This window comes from Edaphobacter modestus (genome assembly GCF_004217555.1).
Classification (GTDB): Bacteria; Acidobacteriota; Terriglobia; order Terriglobales; family Acidobacteriaceae; genus Edaphobacter; species Edaphobacter modestus.
The window spans coordinates 4312636-4337031 of the sequence record NZ_SHKW01000001.1; the positions used below are offsets into that span (position 1 = coordinate 4312636).

Genomic DNA, 24396 nt, shown 5'->3' on the forward strand with positions numbered 1-24396 from the left:
CTCGGAATAGATGTCTTCGCGTGTTGACCCTGCCGTAACATGGCGGGCGTACCCCCATGTCCGAAAACTTCCGCTGTCACTGAAATAACCACAATCGCTGGAACGCGGGCATTGAAACTAATGCCAGGAACAGGAAAGATCCGCCAAAGCAACAAATCCGAATGGAGTATATCCCGTTTCAAGGTAAGACCGTGGTACAATGACCACGCCTATCACGGCCTCTAGGATGCACGCGGGACGCTGCATTGATGTTCCACTCTCCGGCAATGAGCGGAAACCGTCTCTCGAATCCCCCACTGGAGTCGTCGCGTGAAAAATCTCCTTACATTTTCCATGGGTCGGATAGTCGCCGGCTTTCTTGTCCTCGCACCGGTCTACCTCGCCTGTCTGCTTCTGCTCAAAGCAATGAAGTCAATCATGGGCCTGATGGCGCCTGTGACAAAGGTGCTTCCGAAATCAGTCTCCGCTGAAAATCTTGTTGCGCTCATCCTCCTGTTGGTCATTTGCTTTTTTGTTGGGCTCGCGGTTCGCACACGAATGGGACGGGGGATCAAAAATCGCCTGGATAGGTCGGTTTTTCAGAAGATTCCTGGTTACTCGCTCTTGCGAAGTCTTACGCAACGACTGGCGGGAGAGACGCAGGACCAAGCCTGGGATGCGGCGTTGATCGAGATTGAGGATGCGCTTGTTCCCGGGTTCATCATTGAAGAGCTTGTCGACGGACGTTTCACAGTCTTTGTCCCTTCGGTGCCTACGCCGATGGCTGGAGCGGTCTACGTTCTTACTCCGGATCGCGTGCATCGTCTGGATGTTCCGTTTACACAGGCCATCGCGACAATCACCAAATGGGGTTCGGGTTGCAAAAATCTGGTGGCTGCAATGAAGCAGAAAGAAAGTGTCTGACTCAAGGGTCAGAAGAAAATGCCAAATCCGAAAATCGGCCCATGCAGTGTAGGACTGATCGTGAGAGTTCCTCCCGAACGCTTCGGGTTTCGCTGACGCTATAGGCGCCCCATTGGGATATGAGGATTGGGGATGGCAGCCCCATGTTCTCCGACTGGACAGAGTTCCTACGAAGTCTCCTTTCCGGCAACTTCGACAGCCAAGTTCCTCAAAACCTTCTTCGGGAACTCTGTGCGTCGCTATACAGAGCTATGCAAAAGCCCTGCACAGAAGGTTGCGTCATCCATGCGGATTTAGCCGCTGAGGTGCTAAATCAGGTGCACCCACCTGGATTCCCCCTGTGAAAATCCACGTTTTTGGCATCTATACTCACAAGAAGAATCTTCGAAGCAGGAGTCAATGTCCATGAGCACAGCAACGGTCAGCGTCGACGAGTTCCAGGCACTCGAACAGAAGGTGCTTCGCGCCGTCGAGATCATCAAGCAGGAGCGCGAAGCCCGCGCCAAGGCCGAGACCGAGATTGGAAATCTCCGTGAGCAGCTTGAGTTTCAGACGCTGGTCGCGCAGGAGTCCCAGGCCGCTGTCAACACCCTCAGCAAGGACCGCGAAAACGTTCGCCAGCGCGTAGAGAAGATGCTGCAGCAGATGGACGAGCTGGTTTAGCTCGAGGAGAACCGATGGACTATAACTCCACCCTCACCGCGCCACCCCCTCAGCCACCCAGCCCGGCCGAGAGCAAGGCCGTCGCTGTCGAAATCTACGACCAGGTCTACCACCTCCGCGGAACCGACCCGGCCTATATCGAGCAACTCGCCCGTGTCGTCGATGCCAAGATGCGCGCCGTCTCGGCTCATGGCAACACAGTCGATTCGCTCCGCGTCGCCGTGCTCGCCGCCCTCAACATCTCCGACGAGCTCGAATCCCTGCGCCAGCGTTACGACGCCCTCGCCGGAAGCCTCTCGCTCTCCCAGGTCACCCTCCGCTCCCGCGCCGGCTCCCTCGTCGGCATGCTCGATGAGATCCTCGAAGACCGCAAGGTCGGCTAAGGTCAGCTAAGGTCAGCTAAGGTCGGCTGAAGATGCTCGGCTGACGACGTTCGGCAGCGAAGCAGTGGCTGCTTCGCCATCTCCAAACATTATCCCGAAACTCACCCATCACCCTGATCGGCCAACTCACCCCGATCCTTTGCCTGCCTACCACTCACCCCGATCATTCTGCCTATCTACCCGTCATTCTGAGCGAAGCGAAGAATCCCAGTATTTCTTTGCAGGACGCCGGGGTGCCCACCTACGCTGCGGCTTTATCGCGGCTAAGGTGGGCCATTCAAGCGAAGCTTGAACCGCCGTTCTCGAAGGCACAAACTCCTGTCAAGCCTAAAATCCCCCTAAACCCAATAAAGTAAACAAGATCTAAGTTGCCGATCAGTTTCCCCCGCTTTGATAAAATAAAACCAGAAGCAAAAGACCCCGGATTCATTCCCGGGGTCTTTCAGTTAAGTCCTTATCATTCAATATTTTAGTACTTTAACCCTTTATTTAGAATATTTTACGATGGTAAAATTTCATAACGTACACATAATAAATGTCTTGCATTCGAGATAGAGGGGAGGGGACAGGAGCCAATGTACATCCCCAAAGCCAACGCGGAAACCCGCATCGATGTGCTCGATGGCCTGATGCGTTCGCATCCGCTGGCCTCTCTCGTCACCATGGGAGACTCCGGACTCTTCGCCTCGCACCTTCCCATGTCCTTCACCGCGAAGATGCGGAGCGTGCGGTGCTGCGCGGTCATCTCTCCCGCGCCAACCGCCAGTGGAGCGAGTTCTCGCCCTCGGTTCAGGCGCTGGCCATCTTCTCCGGTCCCGAGCACTACATCACGCCGGCCTGGTACCCGGAGAAGGCGGCGAGCGGAAAGGTCGTTCCCACCTGGAACTACGCGGTGGTTCACGCCTACGGCCCGCTCCGCGTTATCGAGGACCCGGCCTGGCTGCTCACGCACCTCCGCTCGCTCACGGATACCCACGAGACCTCGCGGGACAGCCCATGGAGCGTGAACGATGCGCCGGCGGACTTCATTGCCACGCTCGTGAAGGGAATCGTCGGTATCGAGCTCCCCATCGAGCGGCTGGAAGGGAAGTGGAAGGTCAGCCAGAACCAGAACGAGCCGACGCGCGCCTCGGTGGCCCGGGGCCTCCAGGCGCTCGACACCGAAGCCAGCCTCGCCATGCGCGATCTGGTCAACGGCGAAAGGCCCTGAACAACGGGTTAGCGCACATTCCCTGCTGCTCGTCAAACTTGCAAAGCCATCGCGCCACAGGTAGCATCACAACTCAAGAGACCGGCCTGCAAAGCAGGTGCGCGATCCACGCTGGTTGAACCAACATTCATTGAACAGGGGCCTGGCTCGTATACATGGTTCGGTGTGCAAAGTCCGCCAGTCCGGAATGCCTAAAGAACCACGGCAGGGTCCCGCCGTCTTAGGACGGGTTCACCAGCGCATCGGCGCACGGCCCCGCGGGTCGGTTCTCTTGTAACTCCAGCCTCGGTTTTCTTGTAACTCAGTTCTGTGCATCCCAGTCTCTTTCACTTCGGCTTTCTTACCATCCCGACCTTCGGTCTGCTCGCAGCCATCGGCCTGATGCTGGCGCTCGGCCTCAGTCTCCGGACGGCTGCGATCGTCGGTCTCAATCCCGATCGCCTGTGGAACGCGGGGCTGTTCGCGGTGATCGCGGCGTTTGTCCTCTCGCGATTGCTTCTGGTCCTCACCAACCTGCACAGCTTCTTTGCCTATCCCATCCTTTTGCTGATGGTTCCATCCCTCACTCCGCTGGGACTTCTGCTGACGGCGGTGGCAACCGCGATGTACCTTCGCACGCACGAGCTGCATATGCTCTCCGCGATCGACGCGTGGGCTCCCTGCGCTACGCTCGCATGGGCCTTCCTCGCGCTTGGACACTTCGCCGAGGGCAGCGACCCCGGCCTCCCCAGCAACTTGTCCTGGGCGAAGCCGGTTCCTCCGGGAGCCCTGCGCCTCCATCCGGTTGCGATCTATTCCGCACTCGCGGCAGCGATCCTCACCCTCCTGCTGCTGGTTTTTCTTCCACGGCGGCGCCGCGTGGGAGATATCGCTGCTCTGGGACTCGCCGGGAGCGGTCTGGCGCAGTTCCTACTCAGCTTCTTCCGCGAACCGGCTCTCTACGACAACGCGCTCGGACGCATGCTCGATCCCATCCAATGGGTCGCGCTCGGTATGATCGTCCTTGCCGCCCTGCTCTGGCAGCAGCCGCGAAAGTTGATTCCCCATGCCGTCTAAGAACATGCTTCCCAAGGGGCAGCGCCGTCGAACGGTAAAGCCCGAGTACCGCGCTACCCGCGGAGTCGAGCCTACGGCTCCGCCTGTCATTCCCGTCCTCGAGATCGAGGACGACGCCGGAGAGCGCGTTCGCGCCTTCACCGCGCCGTCCGAGGCCGCTGGCCTGCGCCTGGACCAATACCTCTCTCAGGCGATTCCGGATATCAGTCGTGCTCGTGTTCAGTTGCTGATTGAGCACGGTCAGGTTCGCGTCAGCGGTCAGGTAGCCAAGGCGAAGCTCAAGCTCCAGGGGGGCGAGCCCATCGAGATCGATGGCGCGCCGCATCCGCCACCGCTGCATGCCTTTCCCGAGGACATTCCGCTCGACATTCTCTACGAAGACGATCATCTTGCCGTAATCGACAAGCCCGCAGGCATGATGGTCCACGCCGGGGCCGGAGTCGCTGCACCAGGCGAGGAGCCGGACGAACGCAACCACGGAACCCTGGTCAACGCTCTACTGCACCACTTCAACAAGCTCTCGCACGTAGGAGGCGATCTTCGCCCAGGCATCGTCCATCGCCTCGACAAGCAGACGAGTGGCATTATCGTGGTTGCCAAAGAAGACAGCACCCACCGGAAGCTGAGCGAAATGTTCGCCAGCCGAGAGTTGGAGAAGACGTATCTCGCTCTGGTTCATGGCACGATCGCCCGCGACACGTTCATTGTGAACCTTCCCATCGGCCGCGACCTCGTTCGCCGCACCCGCATGACGACACGGCGCTCGCTGGAGAGCGAGGGAGTTCGTTCCGCTCTTTCTCACATGCAGGTGCTGGAGCGCATCCGCTCTGCGCGCTATGGGCAGTTCACGCTGGTCGAAGTGCGCATCGAAACTGGCCGCACGCACCAGATTCGCGTACATCTGCAGGCACTCGGTCATCCTGTCGTCGGGGATACGCTCTATGGCGCCCCTCACCAATTCGGCCGGCCGCAGGAGACACTCTCGCTCGACAGGAACTTCCTGCACGCCGCTCGCCTCGTCTTCCAGCACCCTCGTACTCGAAAGACGATGACGATGGAATCTCCCCTACCATCGGAGCTGGTTAATCTCTTGGCCGCTCTACGCGCCGATTAGCGGACCAATTTGGGTAAAATAGAACGAAGTGACCCTACTGACACTCATGAACCCAGCCTCCCGGCTTTTGACTGTTGTTTCCCTTTTGTCCGCGTCGATTGCAGCGCCACTGTGCGCGCAGACCTCGGCTCCTTCGTCCGCGACGATGAACCTTCCGTCCGCTCCCAGTGCTACGGCTCCCCAAGCTCCGGCACCGGCTCAGCCGACTCCGGCTCCAGCGCAGTCCACTCCGGCACCGGTTCAACAGCCGCCCCCGGCTACGCAACAGCCCCCGGCCACGCAGCCGCCTGGGAGCAACGAGCCCATCACGACCATCAAGGTGCAGGTCAACGAAGTTAACCTCATCTTCACCGTCACGGATAAGAAAGGCCGATTCATCACCGGCTTGCGACGCGAAAACTTCGGCCTGCTGGACGATGGCCGCCCTCCGGTCGCTGTCCTCCGCTTCACGCAGCAGACCAATCTCCCTCTGCGCGTCGGCATCATGCTCGATACCTCGAGCTCGATTCGTCAGCGGTTCCAGTTCGAGCAGGACTCCGCGATTGAATTTCTCCTGCAGATTCTGCATCGCAATGACCGAGCCTTCGTCCAGGGCTTCGACATTGGAAGCGACATGGCGCAAGGCTTCACCAACAATATCGATCTGCTCAACCAGGGCATCCGCAGGCTGCGTCCGGGCGGTGGCACCGCACTTTACGACGCGCTTTACAAGACCTGCCGCGACCAGATGCTTACCTTGCAGGAAGAGGGTGCAGTGCGCCGCGCATTGATCGTTGTCTCTGACGGCGACGATAACTACAGCCGCGCCCAGCAATCCGATGCCATCAAGATGTGCCAGCGCGCAGAGACGATCGTCTACACCATCAGCACCAATGTCAGCCCGAGCAAAGACAAGGGCGACGATGTTCTCCGCACCATCTCGGAATCGACGGGAGGGATGGCCTTCTTTCCGATCAAAATCGAGGATGTCGCTACTGGCTTCCGCAACATTCAGGAAGAGCTGCGCAGCCAGTACTCTCTTGTGTACCGCCCGACAGACTTCAAGCAGGATGGTTCCTTCCGAACCATCTATCTTCAGGCTCTCGATCCGCGTTACAAGGTCCGCGCAAGCAAAGGTTACTTCGCCCCACCGGCGCAGTAAACCGGACTAAAGCTGGTCGCGATACTTCTCAATTGCCAGCAGTACAAGTTGCGACCGCGTACGCACACCAGTCTTCGAGAACAGCTGTTGGAGTGTGGCCTTGACCGCGCTTTCCGAGATATTAAGACTTCCCGCGATCTCCTTGTTTGCCAGGCCCTGCAACAGATATCGCAGCGTAACCCTCTCCCGCTCGGTGAAGCGGGTCGACTCCTGCGGTTGTACGGCAGCTACTACAGCCTGAAGGTACTGCTGATCGATCAGGACGCGTCCCTGGGATACCTCAACGATAGCCCGCTGCAGATCTTCGGGTGATTCCTGCTTGTGAAAGATTCCCGAGATGCCAGCCCTGATGAGCGCAAGCGCATCCTTGTCGGGAAGCCCTGCGGTAACGATCAGGATTTTGCCCGCGAAGTTCATGGATCGTAAAGGCTCCAGCAGCGCGATGGCATTTTCGTTGCCGAGATCGTAGTCCAACACCAGGACGTCTACGGTTGTATTCTGCAGGTCTGTCAGGGTCTGCGCGGAGTCCCCGCTTTGACCTGCAATAACGAAACGTTCGTCAGAGTCGAGTAGCCTCCTCAAACCTTCGCGAAACAATCTATGGTCATCGAGTAGATAGATCCGGATGACACTGTTCGTCGTCGAATTCATGCGTGTTCCCGCTCCGCCTCCGCTGCCTCGATCGGCAGAGATTGATCTTCATTATGCGCGGCCAGCAGGGTGATCACAAAACAGCAGCCGGCAGCGGTGGGCTCGAATCGCAGCTCGCCGCCAAAGCTTTCAATCAGTGCGCGGGAGACATACAGCCCCAAGCCGGAACCGTCTGATTCCGGTCGGAACGGCTGGAAGAGGTGCTCGGTTGAGTTCAGACCAGGGCCAGTGTCGGAGACGCGAAGCGAGATGCGTTCGGCATGGACGAAAGTTTCGATCGTGAAGCGTGGCTGCGGAAGATCCTGAATTGCGCGCAGAGAGTTTTGAGAAAGATTGAGAAGAGTCTGGATGAGGCCCTGCCGATTGGCCTGAACAGCGGGCAGGTCGTCGGGAACACGCCACTCGAACTCTCCCGGGATGTCGGCCCAATCCTGCCCGATGATGACGCGCACTTCTTCCGCCAGCTCCTGCAAGCGAACTGCGGACAGCCTCATTCGGGTTTTGCGGCGCAGGTCGACCGAAGCAAGATCCCGCAGTCCCATGGCGAGATTCTTGAGCGCCACAAAGTCTGGATCTCGGGCAATGGTGCTGCTTCTTTCCATGTTCGAGGCCACGACAAAGATGGCGGAGCATAGATTCCGTATTTCATGCGAGACGGCGCTTGCGAGGATGCGATCGTGGCTGACGATCTGCTCGAACTGGGCGTGTTCGCGCTCGCGCACCTCATTGGACATATCCACAACGATGGCGGCGAGATGCCGGGAAACCCCTGCTCCGTAGATCGAGAACCATGTTGTGGTTGGAACCAGTGTCCCATCGCCACGACGAGCCCATGCGTTGGCGGACGTGCTGATGTCTCCAATCCCAGCAGGAAGCCGCAGCGCGTCATAGAACAACCCCATATATCTGCGGATCTGTTGCCCGAGTAAGGGGCCCTCGGATTGCAGCATGGTCTCGGCGGCCCGATTCGCCGCGAGGATGAGTCCATTGGAGTCCATCGTCAGGATGGCGGCCGGACTGCTTTCGGCCAACAGGCGCAACTGTTCCTGGGCGCGCCGCCGCATATGCTGTTCGTAACGCAGGCGCGAGTAGTGCTTCAAGACCACGAGTCGCGACTCTGCTATCTGGTAGATCCACAGACCGCAGGCGGCGTAAGCGATCGTAGCCATGCAGAAACGCAGGATGTGTTCCAGGTGAGTCTCATCCGCCGTGAAGAGTCCACGGGTGTATGCGCAAAAAGCTGCTGCTGCCACGATCTGCCATCGGGTAAGAATGGTCGCGGCGATCATGACTGGGACGATGTAGAGAATACCTAATGAAAAGTCGAAGTCAAAGTACCATTCCAGTAAAACGAGAATGGATACCAGGCCGGCCGCGATCAGGAGAATCTGACCACGGCCGCCATCGGCAACCCGCATTCGAACGAAACGCCTATAGAAGGTATTCACGTCCTCTATTAGACGCCGGATGGCGGAAGGATGGTCCAGCCCTGGCCAAAAGATAGCCTTTTTTCATCTTGCGACAGAACCTAAAGAGCGGCTGGAAGATAGGGCGAACATGAAGGCTCCTCGCAGTCTAATCGGCATATGGAGTTTGCCGAATGATTGTTCGAGACCGATTGCCGTTGAACCGCATCTGGCCACAGGCATGGAAGCGGCTACTTATTTTGCTGGTCTTTGACTGCACAGTCGCGGTGGTGTACTCGGTCCTTCATCACAAATGGATTTCGCTGAACGGGCTTCCGGTCGCTCCGCTGGCCTCGGCCCTTACGATCTTTCTGGCTTTTCGCACGAACGCGGCCTATGGACGCTGGTGGGAGGCGCGGCAGCTCTGGGGGCAGCTGGTCAATTCATCGCGTGCTCTGGCCAAGCAGTTTCTGACCATGCTGGATGATGAGACGGAAGATTCAGGTCGAACTCCTCTAAGGAACACTCTTGTTCTGCACCAGATTATGTTCGCCCATGCGCTTCGTTGCCACCTTCGAAAGCAGACTGCGCTGCCGGAGGTGCGGACGCTCCTGGGGGATGCCGCCGCCGAGGAGCTGAGTGTCTACAAAAATATACCAGCGGCGCTTGTGCTGCGCATGGGAAGCTTGCTGCGGCAGGCTCGCAACGAGGGCATGCTCGACAGCTTCCGCTGGACAGCGATCGACGAAAATCTTACGGCACTGACGAACATTCAGGGAGCCTGTGAGCGCATCAAGAACACGCCACTTCCTCGCCAGTTCGACTATCTTCCCAGCGTTTTGCTGGATGCCTTTTGCTGGCTACTGCCCCTGGCAATTGTGGAAGACCTGGGACTGATGACGCCCATTGCCAGCGTGCTGATCAGCTTCACGTTTATAGCGGCAGATCTGATGAGCCGCGAGATTTCGAACCCATTCGACAACACCATTCACGACACCCCGATGACCTCTCTTTCGCGAACCATCGAGCTCAATCTGCGCGAACAGATGAAAGAGACGGACCGGCAACGTGGGTGGAAAGAAGGTGCGAGACACATTCGGTCGCGGGCTGTCTCGGATGTCATGCCGGTTGATGGATTTGTGTTTTAGGAAGGGGCTTCTGGCCCCAAAGGAAGGAAACGCCATGCTTCAGAGAGAAACGGAGATTGTATTCGCCACGGATTTTTCCGATTCAAGCCACGCGGTGATTCCGACCGTGGCACAGTGGGTGGACACGCTGGACGCTAAGCTGACGCTGCTTCATATCTACGATCCGAAGAAGACGCTGTATCGAGAAGCAGAGATACTGCTGCGGTCGTTCTTCGCGGAGGCGGATAACTATCAGCATTGCGACCGGGTCCTGATGAGCGGCGACCCTTGCGAGGGGATCGCCGCCTACTGCGAACGCCGCCCGAACATTCTGCTGATGCTTCCTCCCAGCGATCTGACCGGACTGCCGCGCCCCTGGCATCGCTCCTTGCGTGCACGGCTGATCAAGCGTCTTTCGGTGCCCATCTGGACTCTGGGAAGAATCAACGTTGGCGACAGCTCGCCCTCGGCTGATCGCCACATCGGCGTCTGGCTCGGGGATCCCGAAGAAGGTCTGTCGCATCTGCAGCAGGCGGCGCAATACGTCTCGGGAACTGGTGGTACGCTGCACCTGCTGCACGTTGTAGATGAGATCAATGAGGGCTCGATGCTCAAGCCTCTTCTCTCGACGGCACCCATGGGAGAAGAGACTGCCGATGCCTGGCTTCGAGACATTGCCGGCACGCTTGACCTGGATTGCAATGTAGAGGTGCATGTTGCGCAGGGAAGAGTTTCTCGTGAGCTTCCGCAGCTTCTCCGTCGCAGCGGAGCCGACATGCTGGTTCTAAGCCAGCATAGCGCGGTGAATCGCAGCTGGCTGGGACCTGAAATCAACCCGGTCTTCAAACGGTGCACGATCAGTCTTGTCTGCGTTCCGTATTACTCGAGATTTGAGGAACTTCACAAGCAACTGGCGGAATCTGCGGCTTAGGCTCTCTGTCGGATGCACTCAAGCGATGAAATGCGGAGAGGAACGTGACGGTTCCTTTCCGCAAGGGGTCGATATCTCGATATTTTTAGTAGTCACCGCTTTGAGCATTCTGCGATTCAGGTGACGAAGAGGACGAAGCGGCCGGTTACAGCATCCGCTCGCCTGTTTTATGAATGCTGAAAGCATCATTCTCTAATAGCTTGGTGTCCATCATCAGCGCCTGCTCGTCTCCGCCATGCGAGCGGTGGCAGCGTGAATTGGAAGATCTCGCCGCTGTTGACGACGAGCAGCAGAGCCGCGTTTTCCACGCGTATCTGAATTGCTGTCTTGAGATTTTCGCCTGTCAGGCTGTCACTTAGAATGGCCGCGCTGGCGGAGCTGACCGGCCCTGAATCTCGCGTGAGTGATAGCACCGGACTGTCTCCGAAGACGTAAATTAGGTTGCTTCCGCGAGGAAAAATATTTTCCTATTCCCTAGCGAAATATTTTCAACGGCACTCTCCTTTCTTTCAATTAGCCCCGAATCACTTGCGATGTGTATGAATTCATAGGGTTTTCTATCATCCTTGCGCTTTGGCGATAAACGTGCTTTCTGCCAGTGCACATGCGTAGGTTGCGAAGAGCGCCAGTGGGAATTTTGCCCAAAGGAGCAATCAACGCACGAATTCAAACAGAAAGCCGGGTCTCTTCTCATGCTGAGCTACAATTTTTCTCCATTCCCTCGCAGTCTGTGTGCAGTTGCAACTCTCCTATTCGCTTCCCCTAGTGCATTTCCTCAGGCAGATTCAGGCGCATCGAGTTTTGAACAAATCACGATATCAAGTGAATTGCGAACGAGCAAACCGTGTTTTGTAGGCATGGCCGATATCGTTGCAGGTTGTGAAGAGGAGAGTGTTGTGCTGAATACTTACTCCCCTAAGCCGTCTGCAATGCTACCTCCTGAGATACCCTCCATCGTGAACACCTCCACGTCCGCAGAGACCGAGGCTCGTCCGAAAGATGGCGTCGGTGTAGTGAAAACCGAAATCAAAGTAGTTGCAACGCAATCTGAGAGCAGCGAGGGGTTCGAAAGGAGAATCACCCCAAAAGAGATCGAGACATCTGCTGGAACCTTTGGCGACCCATCGCGATTCATGCAGATGCTGCCCGGGATTGTTTCGGACAACGATAAGTTCAATGACTTTATCGTTCGGGGCGGGAACTCGCAGGAGACCCTCTTTATCGTCGACAACATTGAGATGCCATCGATTAATCAGCTTGCTCTCTCCAATACGACCGGCGGTTTTGTCTCGATGATCGATAACAAGGCGATTCAGCAGATGACTTTACACACCGATACTTATGACAGCAAATACGATCAGCGACTGTCGGCGGTAGTCGAGATATCGACAACCAAAGATGAGAGAACTGTCCCACATGCCGAAGTGGAGCTAGGGATGGCTGGAGTTGGAGGTTCCATCGGGCGGCCTTGGGGGACGGACGGATCTATGTTTCTCTCTGGCCGCCAAAGCATCCTTCATCTGTTGACCAATGATATCGGCATGAATGGCGTCCCGATCTATAACAACAGTTTGTTTCGGGCGGACAAGCGCATCGACGATAGAAATAAGTTGTGGGGACTCTCGGTAACAGGAGTCGACTCGATTAGTATCCATCCGAACCCAATGAATAGATGGCAGACCAATCCTTATGACATTGCCTATAAAGGCTGGAGGAATACCACTGGGCTCAACTGGCAGCATGTCTTTTCCAAAGGATCGTTCGGAGTCCTGAGCCTTGCTAATTCAGAACAATCACAATCGTTACGTGAAAATGCGCAGTTGCTGGCGGACGCAACAGTCTATGCAGAAGACACAAGAGATGGAATTACGAGAGCAAAATTTGATGGCACGATTCAGGCAAAGTCCTGGCTGACTATTACAGCTGGCGTTCGGACGGCAGTAAACCGAACGAACTATCGGGTGGATCAACCACTAGGACTTCAGAATCCTTATAGCGAGAGTGCAGCACCGGTAAATGCGATGTCGCTCAATCGTAATTTTTCTACATTTTCCTCTGCGGAATATAGTCAGGCTGCATTCTTACTTCCACGCGGGATGAAAGTGGTAGTTGGCCAGAGGCTTTCACAGTGGGCAATTTTGGGAAGCAAGGCCTGGACCCCAAAGGCTCTGTTGATGATGCCGATCTTCGGCAGAGTTGCGCATATCGGCTATGCCGAGTATGCACAGCTTCCTCCTTCGCTCTACATTCTCGCATTCAACAACCAGGCTTCGTTGCAGCCGATTCGATCACGACATATCACTGGCGGATTTGAAATTGTGAACTTTCAACGCACACGAATTTCAGTAGAGGCGTATCAAAAGCGCTATTCGGACTATCCAGTTGCCGTCAACTTTCCACAGCTCTCGTTGGCGAATATCACGAACACCTTCGGGCAGGCTTTTCTCATGTTTCCTATGACCAGCAAGGGCCTAGGTTTAGCCCGAGGTGTCGAACTGGGATTGGATTACAGACTATCTTCCAGATTGACCCTCACCAGTGCCGTCACCTATTCAAGAAACTGGTATTCAGGATTGGATGGTGTGCTTCGTCGAGGCAGCTTCGATCTTCCCTTCGTGGCCAATATTGCAGGAAATATTCGATTGAGGGGAAACATGATTATGTCATCCCGTTACAGCGTGGCTTCGGGCAAGCCCTACACGCCGGATAATCTTCTCCTGAGCACAATGCAAAACCGAGATGTCTATGATCTTTCAAAAATCAACGCGTCGCGGGCGGCAGCATATAGCCGACTAGACTTTCGGCTGGAGCAAAGTCATTCCTTGAGGCGGGGAACGTTCACCTGGCATGTTGGCCTCCAGAATGCTTTGGGAACAAGCAACTTCTACTCCTATGAATGGCGGCCACGGGCGAACGGAGCCGGCGTCCTTGCTCAGGAACAGATGCCGAGATTCCCAGACGGCGGATTCAAATATGCCTTCTGAATTGGCTCCTGTCCTCATAAAGTGAGGACAGGGAAGCCTTAGAAATGAAAGATTATGTCCGTCGCGAACGTTAACTGATTCGTCCGTGTTCCCTTGTCATAGGCCTTGCGGTCCCAGGCATGATCGAACCGTAGCTCCGGTCTTATCTGTACCGTCGATCCAACCCAGTGGCTCAGCATGAGCGTGGCCTCGCTGTACTTCGTTGCATATCCCGTCCGCTGGCCCTTTTTGTCATTCAAAAAATCGCTACGGAATGATGCGAAATCGTGTGGTGAGAGCTGCTTGTTGATGTAGTTCACCATCGCCCACTCTGGCGCAAGGCAGGTCTGCAGGCCAGGTCTGCAATTCGCACCGTTTGTTCCTTTCTCGGGCGCGATTGACCCGGTCACACTCGGCACATCTCTCTGGTACATCGCATACATCTCCGTCGCCATATGCCAGGTGCTTCCAAACTTGTGATACCAGGTGCTGTCATACATCTGCAGATTATTGAACGCATACTTGCCGTCATTGATTCCGTTTGCACACAAATAGAAGTTGTCGTTCACACTCGTCGTCGTATAGCTCATACATCCCATGAACGACGGCTTGGCGTCCTCGGTCCATAGCGCTACATCATGACTCCCCGAAATCCCGACCTGCACCACCCACCGATCGTTCGCCTGGATCGTCGCCAGCACGCCCGTGTCGGTAAACGGGTCCACGGCATACAGCAGTGAGTGGCTGAAGATGTAGTTGTTCGGCGTCAACTGCGCTTCGATTCCAGGAATGGAGATAAACCGCCCCGCTCGCACGTTCATTCCCTTCGCCACATGCGGAAAGTACACGTCCACATACTCCAGCACCGGGTCGAACCCGTACTGCCTATCGTGATCCAGCAACTGGCTACTGAAGTAGCCCTTGTTTGTCGTCGACCGATAATCGGTCCCGAAGAACCCTGTCAAATGAAATCCCCAGTCGATATGGTCACGCTGCACCGAATCTGGCAACCGCTCGACATATAGCACCGCTTGGCCCAGTTCTACGCGGTTCGAATAAATATCGTTCGTCTCCGGATAGTTCCTGTCGCGCGACGTCGTTACGTTCGCGGTCGGCTCAATCCACCCATAGACTTTTGTCCGCCGCGTAGCTCCATCGATTGCGGTCTGCAGCGGATATACGTTTCCGTCTGACTCGCCGATCGTCGGCGATCCACCGTAGGACCAGTCCGAGTTGGGAAACGGCGGAGAACTCAACGGCGAAGGCAGCCCCCGCCGCGCCGCCGCCGGCCCAACTGCCGCGGCGCCCTTCCAATCCTTACTATAAAACTCTACCCACCGCTCCAAAAAATTCTGTGTGCCATTCGCCGTTGCCGAGGTGCTAGTCGATGGCGCGTTCGGAACCTGCTGTGCCTTGGCGCAAGATACACCAATGACCGAAATACCGACAATTCCTATTACCGCCAATCTCCTCAAGAATCCTCCAACATTCCCTACGCCATACGAGACTTCGTTCAAGACTACTTCCCGAAAATACGCCTCTAAAGGCCCTGCTGTATGGGATGCCGCAGATGAAATCTGTTAAGAATGATTTTGTTCTGTCGTCCGGTGCTCGATTTCTGGTCCACACCTGCTGTTCTAACCGCGGCAGATGACTGCAGGGCTTGCGCTACTCAGCGAAGTAGGTTCCAGCGGTCGATATTCCGCTACGCTGTGTGCTTTCCGAACACGTTCCCGCAACTGTTTCCGCGGGCATGAATAATTCCGCATTCAGAACGTCAAAGCGGCATCACGGTGATTCCAGCAAGAAGAAGAGAACGATGCCGCTAAGAGCAATCCTACCTCTCTGATCTTGCGCTCAGAGGCAAGGGGAAGACATAAGGTCATGAAGCTGGCTGCTGAAATCTATAACCGACATAGTTCTCAGTTAATAGGTACTGCGGCGTTGCGGGATCATCTTCAATCTTGCGGCGCAGCTGGCTTATGTATGTGCGGAGGTATTCTCTTTCATTCCCGTACTCCTGCCCCCAGACTTCGGTGAGAAGTTTATGGTGAGCGATTGGATTTCCGGCATGGCGCATTAAGATATGCATCAACTCAAATTCTTTAGGAGTCATATGAATCTCGACTCCTTTTTTCGTTATGCGATGGGCCGTCGGATCGATCCGTAGATCGCCGACCTCGATCGCCTGATCTTCTTTCTCATCCGGCTGACGCATTCGCCGCACCCCTGCGCGTATGCGAGCGGCAAGCTCCGGCAGGCCAAAGGGTTTCGTCACATAGTCGTCTGCACCTGCGTCCAGTGCTGCAATCTTGTCTTCGTCACGGTCTCGTACAGTAAGCACGATGATTGGTAGCTTGGGATATGTATTACGGATCTTCTCGCAAGCTGAGATGCCACCCATTCCAGGCATGTTCAGATCGAGCAAAACGATTTCAAACTTGTGGTTTCTGAGTTCAGCCAACGCCATTTCCCCGTTGGCCGCCTGCATCACCTCGAAGCCCAATGCCTGTAAGGTACTCGTCAGGCTGTGCCTCAGCGCACTGTCGTCTTCGACAATCAAAACAATTCCTTGATTCAAAGGTGATCTCCTTGGATGGGAATGGAAATATGAAAGGTAGTGCCCTTTTCTCGATCACTTTCAATCCAGATTCGACCCGCGTGAGCCTCCACGGCTTTTCGTGTCACCGAGAGACCGATCCCGGTTCCCGAAGCGCCGTGCTCCACGGACGGACTACGGTAGTAGCGCTCGAAGACGAGCTCGCGTTCGGCGGAAGGGATGTAAGAACCTTCATTGTGAATCGAAATAGCAAGCGATTCCGGAAGCACGGCGATGTCGAGGCGGACCCTTGAAGATCCGGGACTGTACTTCAGCGCATTCTCGAGCAACTGCACGAGCGCCATGCGAATGAGGTCGACATCAACCTCGGCCACTGCTGTGATATCTGAATATTTTGCGACCACGCGACTGACGTCGTATTCGACTCTCAGATCTTCGAGCACCGATTCCACCACGGGGACAAGGTCGACCTTTTTCTTCTGCAACACGAAGTCGCTCGCATCAAGCTTGGATGTGCGGAGCAGTTTGTCGGTGAGAGTCGCCAGGTGGGAAGCCTGATTTTGTATGACCTGTGCCAACTCGCTTTGTAGCGGGGTCAACTCGCCAATTTCCTTGAGGCCAGAGCTGGAGACGAGAATCGTTGTGAGCGGAGTCTTCACTGCGTGTGCCAAGCCGTCCAGTACTGCAGTCCTCAATTGTTCGGATACCGCTTGAGATGCAGCCACGACCTCGGCTCTGAGCGCTCTCACCCTCTCAACATGGGTTGCAATGAGGGTTGCGATTGCGTCAGCCATCAAAGGTTCGATCGAGCCGCTAAAGTACATTGCACCCATGGGGCGGATTCCGAACCGTAGAAGTCGAATGCGTTCAGACTTTGCAGGTAGATCAGAGATTTTTTTCGCCCTGAAGGATGCCTGCAAAACTTCCAGAGTGTTCCCAGCCTCGCCCGCATACGCAAACTCCGCATCGCGTTCCAGCCAGAGCGCAACTCCTCTAAGGTGAAGTTTGTCACAGCATAGCGCACAGAACTGACCACCAACTGACGTATTCCAGTCAATCAAGAGTGCGCTCCTGGAAAGTTCGTAGAGGGCTCTCTGCTGCCCTTCCGCTTCTTCAAGGCGATCAGCGTGACTTCGAATTCGATTCGACAGGTGACTTACCAATAGCGATACACCAGCGAAGGAGGCGAGCGCGAAGACATCCTGCGGTGAAGCGACGCGCAGGGTAAATCTGGGTTCCGTGAAGAAGTAGTCGAGGCCGATCGTCGACGACATCGCCACGGGGATGGATGCTCGAAATCCTCCCCTCCACGCAACCAGAAGGGTAACGAGCATATACAGCGGTATCGAAGCGGCAGCGGTCCCATGTTTGTACCGATAGCTCAAGGCACTAGCCGCGAAGATGAGGACTGAGCCGCCGCATCCCCAGACTACTGACCGGACTGGGACCGTCTTCATTCCTCAAGATTAGGCAGAAATTCATAAGAAAGGCGTAAAAGGTTGGCTGTCTTTATGCCTTCCTGATACAGAATGTCTTGGAATATCTCTAGCAGACGTTGATCGGCGAGGAGATAGAACCATCGTGCACAGTGGATTCGGAGGGACGCATTTTGGTGATGCTTATGAACTGGACGACCAGGAGAAGCTCACTTTCCGGTTAAGGAAGAGAGTGCGTACGAAGTTGGGGCACGATGGAGTTGAATTCCAGAAACGCCGCTTCGGGCTTCTAGACCTGCTTCTACCGGCTGCAATCCTTCTACTGTTCTCATGTGTTTGCTTCGGTCAGTCAACCTTCGGGACCATTCGAGGCACGGTACAGGATGGCAGCGGATCTGTCCTTCCCGATACGACCGTCGTAGTTCACTCGACAGCTGAGAATACAGATTGCAATAGCTCGACCGATGCAGTTGGAGAATTCAACTTCGAAAATGTGAAACCTGGAGCCTACCGTGACGGTTCACCGTCACGGCTTCAATGATACTGTCGTCACGTCGACCTCGCTCGCAGCCCGTCAAGAGCTTCGGATACCTTTCACACTCAGTGTAGCTTCAGAGAACACAGTGGTAGATGTTCAAGCGGATGCCGCCGGCGTCAATACCGAGAATGCCATCATCTCGGACGAGAAGAGTAATATTCAGATTACTCAACTTCCTCTCAACAATTGCGCCACGACAACAAGTCTTTAGGGGCTCTCACGCTCTCCTCGAATGTTCAACAGGATAATCAGGGGAATATGACAGTTAGAGGAGCCAGTTCCTCCATGGTGAACTTCTCTGTCGATGGCATTTCCACGGCCAATGTTCGACAGAACGGGCCGCATCCAAGATGCTTACCCATCCCAAGAAGGCATCTCATCTGTCAAAGTAACGGCTTTCAACAACAGTGCAGAGTTTTCGCAGGTCGGCGACGTAACCTTTGTTACGAAGAGCGGTTCCAACCAGATGCATGGCAGTCTTTTCGAATATCTTCAGAATGATGCGTTGGATGCTTCCCTTATGGATTCAGCGGGAAGGCTCCGAAACGTTTCAATACGTTCGGCGATCGCTTGGAGGTCCGGTTATTATCCCGCATTTCTACAATGGGCATAATCGGACATTCTTCTTCTTTACCTATGAGGGCAATTGCCGTAGAACCTCGGTCAACCAACAATTTCTTGTTCCAACTGTTGCGGAGCGCAATGGTGATCTCTCTGGTATACCAACATGCGATAGCAGCGGCCACTGCGTGCCCGGACCGGTAATTGCACCAGCTTCGATATCATCGACGGCAAAAGCGCTTTTGCAATATTATCCCCTGCTCAATGTCGACGGACAGTCACACTACAACTACGAGCACTTCCAAAGTACTCCTGCTTCCACCGACGGCGCGGATGTACGTCTCGACCAGACGATCAATTCCAAGCAATCCATGTATGCACGCTTCAGCAGAAAGAACATTACTTCGAACTTTGCGCATCCATTGCTTCCGAATGACATCGATAGCATTCACAATCGCAGCTTGCTCATCTCTCACACGTACACGATCACCCCGCGCTTACTGAATGAATTTCGTTTTGGGTTCACGAATGTGATCACGAATGTAAACTTTGGCATCCGCGGGGCGGATGCATTGCAGTAACTCGATCTTCAGGGTGTCGACATCAGCCAGCATCCGAATACTAATGCCTTCCCGACTTTCAATTTCAGCAACGGAACAGGGTTTACACCTATTGGCCGTGATAAGACTGGCGTGACTCAGTCCAAGACACTCCAGCTGACCGACAACGTCACGTATACATACGGCAAACACACCTTCAAAGGCGGAGTCGATACGCGCCGTGTTCGTTACTACGACATTGAGACGTTCCTTGCATCCGATGACTTCGGTCAATTCACCTTCCAGCCGACGTTCACTGGCAATTCCTTTGGCGATCTTCTCATCGGCGCTCCAGCAACGCTGTTTTTCGCGGTATCCAGTCCCGACGTCGCAGGAACAGCTTGGCAATATAGTCTCTTTGCTCAAGATGAGTTTCAAGTGAACTCGAGGTTCACCCTCAGCTATGGTCTGCGTTGGACAGTTCTACCTGCATTCAAAGCGACGGTGGAAACTTTGCGAATTTTCACCAGAACACCAACTCAATTGTGGTTCCGGATCAACTCTCTTCCTACCTGAGTCAGAACAACCTCCAGAGTTCCAATTTGGCCTTTCAGCAGTCGTTTAACGCCTGCAATTTGAACCAGTTGCCCTCTGGACCTGGTCGTGGGCGTCTGACAAGTGGCTGGATCAGCCATGTTGTGGGTGGATGGGAATTGAATACAGTGACGTTGCTCGAATCTGGACCGTGGCTCACTCCGAGCGTCAGCCCGGGAGGCTGCCAGCTCCAACCTAACCCGGATGGCTCGTGCCCAAGCACACCTTCAGGAGTTCCTGGTATCAACGATCAATCGAATACCAATGTGACAAATCGCGGCGCTACATTACGACCTGATATGATCTCCAAAAACTTGTACCAGGGACAGTCTCGGTCGCACTACTTCAACGCTCAGCCTTCGCTCCGACTCCTGTAGGGGCTGGACGATTCGGCAATGCTGGAGCTGGAATTCTCCAGGGCCCAGCAACATCTGCAGTAAGTCTGGGCATGGCGAAGACTTTCGATCTGCACGAGCGCGCCAAATTGCGGTTCGAGTCCACCTTCACCAACGTACTTAACCATACAAACTTTGCGCCACCGGCAACACAGATCGATAACGTTTCCACTTTCGGCGTTCTAAGCGCGCCACAGACTGCCGAGAATGCAGGAAATCGTACTGGACAGGTGGCGTTGCGCCTGGACTTCTAGCGAATATCTCTTTCCCTGGCGAGCCATCGTGTTCGCCAGGGTAATTGCTTTTGCAGTCTGCGACGTGTGCGCCAGCCACTTACAGACTTTCATCGATTTCCTTATGAAACCCTTATGGGGCAGACCGTAGTATCTCTAATGGCGCGCCTGTGTAACATAGTGTGCGCAGGATGGATACTATGAGAACCACAGGCACCACTAAAGCTGTAGTTCGGGTGGGTCATGCAGCACTTCTTCTTCTCGGCTGCAGTTTGACACTCAGTGCACAGGGCCCCGCATCAACGCAGATTCGATTCGATCATTCGTGGGATCGTCCGGGCTACGACAATGGAACGGCGAGAAACAGTTCTTCGTCGGTGCAGATCTGATCTACAAGTTCTGATCTCACAGAGCGGGTCTGCATAATGCAATGCTTTCGGCAGTTCCGATTGTCTTCCTGCTCCCTCAAATAGCAACGCATTTTTGTCATTGAGATTATCCGTGTTCAACAGGCTCCAACTCCGTGCATCGACTGAAGAACTCGCAGATTGGGCGGGCGTTGATATTTGCGTTCTGTGCCAGGAGAACGAAGAACGACCACCAATAGAAAGACCACGTTATCCGGTGCTTCGCCTCCGCCCACAGACTGGCGAAAGGGAACTCGTATGGATGCAGGTTGGTCTTGTTCCTTCTTATGCACATGACGAACGGGGCGCTGAGCTACGCACAGAGGCTTCCGCGGAAGCTATCACTTGCTCGTCCGGGTTCCGTACGACATTTCGACGGCGGAGGTGCCTTGTTCCTGCCACTCAACTAAGCGAGCATGGTCATTCCGCAAAGGGCACAATCCAGGACTGTTCTTTCGCGCCGACTTCAGGTCAAATTCTTTCGGTTGCAGCGGTATGGGAGACGTGGATCAACGATGCCGGTTGCGAGGTAGAAACTTTTGCGGTCATCACGTCCCTCGTTGCTCCCGTTTTGCGTTCTCTCTTTGACCGCTTACCAATCGTCATTTCGCTTCAGGAACGGGATAGATGGTTACATTCATCAACACATGACCCGGAGCCTCTGGACCTGCTTAGGCCTCTCTCGGCTCCTGAGCTGAAGACGTGGAAGATGATGCCATACGATCAAAGCGCGCCAGCTCTGGATTTGCGGTAGACGCTGGATTTCAGTAACGAAGGATCGAGCACCCTTTGAGGTCGGCTGTCGGACGGACGTGGACGTCGCTCCCGTGTCCCCGAATTTCGAAACTGACTGAAGTTGTCCCAAGAATCAGGTTTTCAATCTGGAGATCGACGAGCGAGGCTGGCAGCATTGGATGGGTCAGGGTGATCTGCTTTGAAATGCCATCGACCTTGAGCCCGAGACACGCTTGAATCAGCAGGAATATTGAAGCGGCAGACCAGGATTGTGGCGCGCATGCGACTGGATACAGTGCAGGCGCCACCCCGGCTTCTCTCTCAAATCCGCAAAACAGTTCGGGCAGACGATACCTGTCGAAATAGGTGACGGAGGCGAAGATATCCTCAAACAAACGGCTTACGTGCTGAGTTAGCCCATATCGAGCCATTCCAAAGGCGATGAGTCCATTGTCATGGGGCCAGACACTTCCGTTGTGATACGACATTGGGTTGAAGCGAGCGGAGGTGGAAGCGATGGTTCGCACGCCCCAACCCGAGTAGCTGTCAGGAGCCAAGAGGGTATCAGCGACTCGGCGGGCCCTATCCGGAGTTGCAATTCCGCTAAATAGGCACTGCCCCGCGTTGGACGATTTTACGCGACAGACGCGCTTGTTCCCATCGAGCGCAAGCCCGTAAGTATTGAGTTCCTCACACCAAAAACTTTCGTTAAACTGTTGGTAGAGCGTCTCCGCTCGCCCCGTCAGAATCTCACAGTCTGAAAAGTGTCCCAGGTGCTCGGCAAGGATTGCGCCCGCCCGCAGAGCTCCGTAAGCGTATCCTTGTACCTCGCACACCGCTAATGCACCCTGAGCTGGCGAGCCGTCGGCGTGAAAGATGGCGTCATCAGAATCTTTCCAGCCTTGATGAATCAGTCCGTTTGGCGACTGTCGCTTGTATTCGATAAATCCATCGCCATCGGAGTCGCCGTACTTCTCCATCCATGCGAGGGCCGCGTGAATGGAAGGCCAGAGGCTGCGCATGAAATTTATGTCTCCGGTTCGCTCATAGTAAGCGCCCGCGAGCAGAACGAAGAGTGGTGTTGCGTCGACACTTCCGTAATAGCGGCCAAATGGCATCTCCTTCAGCGTCGCCATCTCCCCGGGGCGTATCTCATGGAGAATCTTTCCAGGCTCGGCATCCTCCTCAGGAATGACTTCAGTCGCCTGGGTCTCAGCCAGATATGCGAGCACTCCCCGGGCCAACTCGGGTTTCATCCAGAGGCACTCGAGCGCGGTCACTATCCCGTCTCTACCAAAGGGCGTGTTGAACCATGGGATACCGGCGTACGGATAAGGCCCGGTCGGTAGATCGCTTGTCATCATATTCAAATCGGCGAACGAACGTTCGAACCATTCTGTAAATTGCCCATTTGAAGAACGAACCAATGCCGAGGAACAACGATGTCGCTCCTGTTGTGCAGAGATGCGCTCCTTTGCAACTTCGAACGCAATCTTCTCCGTATCTGGACGTCGGGTCCGTTCGCATCTGACCGTAAGGACGAGCTGTTGCTTCTCGCCTCTGTTGAGAGATACTGGATATGTCGCATACGACGCAGTTAGCACCTTCGGTGTAGGTGAGAACTCCATGCGCGTGGTCCGCTGCTCTTTGTCTAATCCCTGATACCCAAGCTCTACCGAATCGACTGCGACCCTTGGAATTTCCAGCACACCGCGGCGTGCTCTCGACATGCCACGAATCTCGTAGATATCAGCATAGTCAGCTGAAAAATCGATGGAAATCGAGAAGTCCGCTTGTGATATCCCGTAGTTCTCAAGATTGACTGTAATGTAGCAGTGGCTCTCAAGCAGAAAGACATGGCGGTCAATCCGTATGACGTTTGCGTGAAAACCGGGGCCATCGTGCGGATTTGTCAGAGTCACGATCAGAGCATCGTTTTTATCTCTCACGTGTGATCCCAAGCGTGTAGGAAGAGCACCATCGATTCGCAGGCAGAGTTTGGAAAGGAACCGAGTGCCGTCGAAATAATACCCTTCCTCGTTCGTTTCGTTCGGGAACACATCACCACGGGCGTTGCAGAGGAAAAAAGCATCTTTATGCTTCAGCAGGTGCCTTGATGTATTAGCAACCTCCAAAGAAAGTTCTGAAGATGAATCGGGTGCGGGACAACAACCTTCGGGAGATGCCGGCTGTTTTCTCTCATCAATTTCAGCTCTCATATCATCTCCTCGCATTTCTAGTGATCTGTTCTTCATACAGCGTTACGTATGAAGAGGCCATCTGGTCCACGCGAAAACGCCTTTCGTAGCTGTTTCGGCAGGTACTGCGGTCAATTGATGCGATATGAGAGAGTCTCTCGACCGCTTGAGAAATATCTTTGACTGTATAGCCGTTGACACCATCCTCGATAACTTCGGGGACGGCACCACGTTGCCAGCCAATGACAGGTGTGCCGCAGGCAAGGGCTTCAATCATCACGAGGCCAAAGGGTTCCGCCCACTCGACCGGAAACAGAAGAGCTTTCGCCTTGCCAAGGAACTCGTCCTTCTGCCGGCCACCCACCTCGCCCACGAATTCTATGAATCTATTGTTTGCCAGAATTGGCTCAATCTGACGTTCAAAGTAGGCGCGGTCCTCTTCATAGATCTTCGCCGCAATCTTCAGTTTCATGCCCGCTTGCTTTGCAATCTCTATCGCACGTTCAATCCCCTTGTCTGGCGATATCCTACCCAAAAATGCCAGGTACTCTTCTGGCTGACTGCAGAAGGTGTGAAGTCCTTCCGGAAGGCCGTGATACACCGTGCCAGCCCACATTGCATCCGGAATGGGAACTCGCTGATTGTGTGAGAT

24 protein-coding genes, 1 other RNA gene and 2 pseudogenes are annotated in these 24396 nt (G+C 54.9%); 19 read left to right on the forward strand and 8 right to left on the reverse strand.

Going from position 1 to position 24396, the window contains the following annotated elements:
- The first annotated feature begins 309 nt into the window (after window positions 1-309).
- The 8 genes and pseudogenes from BDD14_RS18305 (at window position 310) to BDD14_RS18335 (ending at window position 6470) form a co-directional block, all read left to right on the forward strand.
- Window positions 310-903: a DUF502 domain-containing protein gene (locus BDD14_RS18305; protein WP_242618041.1), complete on the forward strand. Its 594-nt coding sequence runs from the start codon at window positions 310-312 to the stop codon at window positions 901-903.
- A gap of 405 nt (window positions 904-1308) precedes the next feature.
- Window positions 1309-1566 carry a hypothetical protein gene (locus BDD14_RS18310; RefSeq protein WP_130420066.1) on the forward strand — a complete coding sequence of 86 codons (258 nt, stop codon included), beginning with the start codon at window positions 1309-1311 and terminating at the stop codon, window positions 1564-1566.
- A gap of 14 nt (window positions 1567-1580) precedes the next feature.
- Complete coding sequence (locus BDD14_RS18315) at window positions 1581-1949, forward strand: cell division protein ZapA (RefSeq protein ID WP_130420067.1); 369 nt, start codon at window positions 1581-1583, stop codon at window positions 1947-1949.
- Window positions 1950-2578: 629 nt separating this feature from the next.
- Window positions 2579-3159 (forward strand): annotated as a pseudogene (locus tag BDD14_RS18320) (FMN-binding negative transcriptional regulator).
- An 80-nt stretch (window positions 3160-3239) separates the two neighbouring features.
- Window positions 3240-3427: non-coding RNA, 6S RNA (gene ssrS, locus BDD14_RS34540), on the forward strand.
- Between the two features lie 41 nt (window positions 3428-3468).
- Window positions 3469-4215, forward strand: coding sequence for a prolipoprotein diacylglyceryl transferase (locus BDD14_RS18325; protein ID WP_130420068.1), 747 nt, complete (start codon window positions 3469-3471; stop codon window positions 4213-4215).
- Window positions 4205-5329, forward strand: coding sequence for an RluA family pseudouridine synthase (locus tag BDD14_RS18330; RefSeq protein WP_130420069.1), 1125 nt, complete (start codon window positions 4205-4207; stop codon window positions 5327-5329). The genes BDD14_RS18325 and BDD14_RS18330 overlap by 11 nt, the downstream gene beginning before the upstream one ends.
- A gap of 46 nt (window positions 5330-5375) precedes the next feature.
- The gene (locus BDD14_RS18335) at window positions 5376-6470 is read left to right on the forward strand and encodes a VWA domain-containing protein (RefSeq protein ID WP_242618042.1); all 1095 of its coding nucleotides are present in this window, start codon (window positions 5376-5378) and stop codon (window positions 6468-6470) included.
- Between the two features lie 6 nt (window positions 6471-6476).
- Here BDD14_RS18335 and BDD14_RS18340 read toward each other — a convergent pair whose 3' ends face one another.
- Together BDD14_RS18340 and BDD14_RS18345 are read right to left on the reverse strand one after the other, a co-directional pair.
- Window positions 6477-7121 (reverse strand): response regulator, encoded by a 645-nt coding sequence (locus tag BDD14_RS18340; protein WP_130420070.1) that lies wholly within the window; start codon window positions 7119-7121, stop codon window positions 6477-6479.
- On the reverse strand, window positions 7118-8569 hold the full coding sequence (locus BDD14_RS18345; protein ID WP_130420071.1) for a sensor histidine kinase: 1452 nt from the start codon (window positions 8567-8569) through the stop codon (window positions 7118-7120). Before BDD14_RS18345 ends, BDD14_RS18340 begins: the two co-directional genes overlap by 4 nt.
- 152 nt (window positions 8570-8721) lie before the next feature.
- Here BDD14_RS18345 and BDD14_RS18350 point away from each other — a divergent pair, with 152 nt between their 5' ends.
- On the forward strand, window positions 8722-9675 hold the full coding sequence (locus BDD14_RS18350; protein ID WP_130420072.1) for a bestrophin family protein: 954 nt from the start codon (window positions 8722-8724) through the stop codon (window positions 9673-9675).
- A gap of 34 nt (window positions 9676-9709) precedes the next feature.
- Window positions 9710-10585, forward strand: a complete 876-nt coding sequence (locus BDD14_RS18355; protein ID WP_165420139.1) for a universal stress protein — start codon at window positions 9710-9712, stop codon at window positions 10583-10585.
- A gap of 185 nt (window positions 10586-10770) precedes the next feature.
- Here BDD14_RS18355 and BDD14_RS31910 read toward each other — a convergent pair whose 3' ends face one another.
- Window positions 10771-10998 (reverse strand): hypothetical protein, encoded by a 228-nt coding sequence (locus tag BDD14_RS31910; protein ID WP_165420140.1) that lies wholly within the window; start codon window positions 10996-10998, stop codon window positions 10771-10773.
- Between the two features lie 279 nt (window positions 10999-11277).
- On the opposite strand from BDD14_RS31910, the gene BDD14_RS18360 reads away from it, so the two are divergent.
- Complete coding sequence (locus tag BDD14_RS18360; RefSeq protein WP_130420074.1) at window positions 11278-13569, forward strand: TonB-dependent receptor plug domain-containing protein; 2292 nt, start codon at window positions 11278-11280, stop codon at window positions 13567-13569.
- Between the two features lie 38 nt (window positions 13570-13607).
- On the opposite strand, the gene BDD14_RS18365 is transcribed toward BDD14_RS18360, so the two are convergent.
- The 3 genes from BDD14_RS18365 to BDD14_RS18375 all read right to left on the reverse strand — a co-directional run bounded on the left by BDD14_RS18365 (window position 13608) and on the right by BDD14_RS18375 (window position 17565).
- Window positions 13608-15065, reverse strand: a complete 1458-nt coding sequence (locus tag BDD14_RS18365) for an outer membrane beta-barrel protein (RefSeq protein ID WP_242618043.1) — start codon at window positions 15063-15065, stop codon at window positions 13608-13610.
- Window positions 15066-15430: 365 nt separating this feature from the next.
- The gene (locus BDD14_RS18370) at window positions 15431-16129 is read right to left on the reverse strand and encodes a response regulator transcription factor (protein ID WP_130420075.1); all 699 of its coding nucleotides are present in this window, start codon (window positions 16127-16129) and stop codon (window positions 15431-15433) included.
- Window positions 16126-17565: a sensor histidine kinase gene (locus BDD14_RS18375; protein WP_130420076.1), complete on the reverse strand. Its 1440-nt coding sequence runs from the start codon at window positions 17563-17565 to the stop codon at window positions 16126-16128. Before BDD14_RS18375 ends, BDD14_RS18370 begins: the two co-directional genes overlap by 4 nt.
- Before the next feature lie 211 nt (window positions 17566-17776).
- On the opposite strand from BDD14_RS18375, the gene BDD14_RS33090 reads away from it, so the two are divergent.
- The 8 genes and pseudogenes from BDD14_RS33090 (at window position 17777) to BDD14_RS34545 (ending at window position 21565) form a co-directional block, all read left to right on the forward strand.
- Window positions 17777-18085, forward strand: coding sequence for a carboxypeptidase-like regulatory domain-containing protein (locus tag BDD14_RS33090; RefSeq protein WP_242618044.1), 309 nt, complete (start codon window positions 17777-17779; stop codon window positions 18083-18085).
- Entirely contained in the window at window positions 18057-18293 is a 237-nt protein-coding gene (locus BDD14_RS33095; RefSeq protein ID WP_242618287.1) for a hypothetical protein, read from the forward strand. Before BDD14_RS33090 ends, BDD14_RS33095 begins: the two co-directional genes overlap by 29 nt.
- 111 nt (window positions 18294-18404) lie before the next feature.
- Window positions 18405-18695, forward strand: coding sequence for an outer membrane beta-barrel protein (locus BDD14_RS35030; protein ID WP_479724019.1), 291 nt, complete (start codon window positions 18405-18407; stop codon window positions 18693-18695).
- Window positions 18592-19224 carry an outer membrane beta-barrel protein gene (locus BDD14_RS35035; protein WP_479724011.1) on the forward strand — a complete coding sequence of 211 codons (633 nt, stop codon included), beginning with the start codon at window positions 18592-18594 and terminating at the stop codon, window positions 19222-19224. The genes BDD14_RS35030 and BDD14_RS35035 overlap by 104 nt, the downstream gene beginning before the upstream one ends.
- Window positions 19225-19245: 21 nt before the next feature.
- Window positions 19246-19758 (forward strand): outer membrane beta-barrel protein, encoded by a 513-nt coding sequence (locus BDD14_RS33105; RefSeq protein WP_479724020.1) that lies wholly within the window; start codon window positions 19246-19248, stop codon window positions 19756-19758.
- Window positions 19728-20153 (forward strand): outer membrane beta-barrel protein, encoded by a 426-nt coding sequence (locus BDD14_RS35040; protein WP_479724012.1) that lies wholly within the window; start codon window positions 19728-19730, stop codon window positions 20151-20153. The genes BDD14_RS33105 and BDD14_RS35040 overlap by 31 nt, the downstream gene beginning before the upstream one ends.
- Window positions 20154-20158: 5 nt before the next feature.
- Window positions 20159-20425, forward strand: a pseudogene (locus BDD14_RS33110) (outer membrane beta-barrel protein); the annotation flags it as partial.
- Window positions 20426-21028: 603 nt separating this feature from the next.
- Window positions 21029-21565, forward strand: a complete 537-nt coding sequence (locus tag BDD14_RS34545; protein ID WP_165420141.1) for an SOS response-associated peptidase family protein — start codon at window positions 21029-21031, stop codon at window positions 21563-21565.
- A gap of 10 nt (window positions 21566-21575) precedes the next feature.
- On the opposite strand, the gene BDD14_RS18390 is transcribed toward BDD14_RS34545, so the two are convergent.
- Together BDD14_RS18390 and BDD14_RS33115 are read right to left on the reverse strand one after the other, a co-directional pair.
- The gene (locus BDD14_RS18390) at window positions 21576-23801 is read right to left on the reverse strand and encodes a glycogen debranching N-terminal domain-containing protein (protein WP_130420078.1); all 2226 of its coding nucleotides are present in this window, start codon (window positions 23799-23801) and stop codon (window positions 21576-21578) included.
- Window positions 23767-24360, reverse strand: coding sequence for a glycosyltransferase (locus BDD14_RS33115; RefSeq protein ID WP_242618260.1), 594 nt, complete (start codon window positions 24358-24360; stop codon window positions 23767-23769). The genes BDD14_RS18390 and BDD14_RS33115 overlap by 35 nt, the downstream gene beginning before the upstream one ends.
- Between the last annotated feature and the right edge of the window lie 36 nt (window positions 24361-24396).

What these genes read in the sequence shown, in the direction of transcription:
- BDD14_RS18330 (WP_130420069.1), top strand. Translation starts at nt 4,205, where the DNA reads ATGCCGTCTAAGAACATGCTTCCCAAGGGGCAGCGCCGTCGAACGGTA.
- BDD14_RS35035 (WP_479724011.1), top strand. Translation starts at nt 18,592, where the DNA reads ATGCTTCCCTTATGGATTCAGCGGGAAGGCTCCGAAACGTTTCAATAC.
- BDD14_RS18310 (WP_130420066.1), top strand. Translation starts at nt 1,309, where the DNA reads ATGAGCACAGCAACGGTCAGCGTCGACGAGTTCCAGGCACTCGAACAG.
- BDD14_RS35030 (WP_479724019.1), top strand. Translation starts at nt 18,405, where the DNA reads ATGTTCGACAGAACGGGCCGCATCCAAGATGCTTACCCATCCCAAGAA.
- BDD14_RS18335 (WP_242618042.1), top strand. Translation starts at nt 5,376, where the DNA reads ATGAACCCAGCCTCCCGGCTTTTGACTGTTGTTTCCCTTTTGTCCGCG.
- BDD14_RS18375 (WP_130420076.1), bottom strand. Translation starts at nt 17,565, where the DNA reads ATGAAGACGGTCCCAGTCCGGTCAGTAGTCTGGGGATGCGGCGGCTCA.
- BDD14_RS18360 (WP_130420074.1), top strand. Translation starts at nt 11,278, where the DNA reads ATGCTGAGCTACAATTTTTCTCCATTCCCTCGCAGTCTGTGTGCAGTT.
- BDD14_RS18340 (WP_130420070.1), bottom strand. Translation starts at nt 7,121, where the DNA reads ATGAATTCGACGACGAACAGTGTCATCCGGATCTATCTACTCGATGAC.
- BDD14_RS18355 (WP_165420139.1), top strand. Translation starts at nt 9,710, where the DNA reads ATGCTTCAGAGAGAAACGGAGATTGTATTCGCCACGGATTTTTCCGAT.
- BDD14_RS18390 (WP_130420078.1), bottom strand. Translation starts at nt 23,801, where the DNA reads ATGAAGAACAGATCACTAGAAATGCGAGGAGATGATATGAGAGCTGAA.
- BDD14_RS18350 (WP_130420072.1), top strand. Translation starts at nt 8,722, where the DNA reads ATGATTGTTCGAGACCGATTGCCGTTGAACCGCATCTGGCCACAGGCA.
- BDD14_RS18315 (WP_130420067.1), top strand. Translation starts at nt 1,581, where the DNA reads ATGGACTATAACTCCACCCTCACCGCGCCACCCCCTCAGCCACCCAGC.
- BDD14_RS33115 (WP_242618260.1), bottom strand. Translation starts at nt 24,360, where the DNA reads ATGTGGGCTGGCACGGTGTATCACGGCCTTCCGGAAGGACTTCACACC.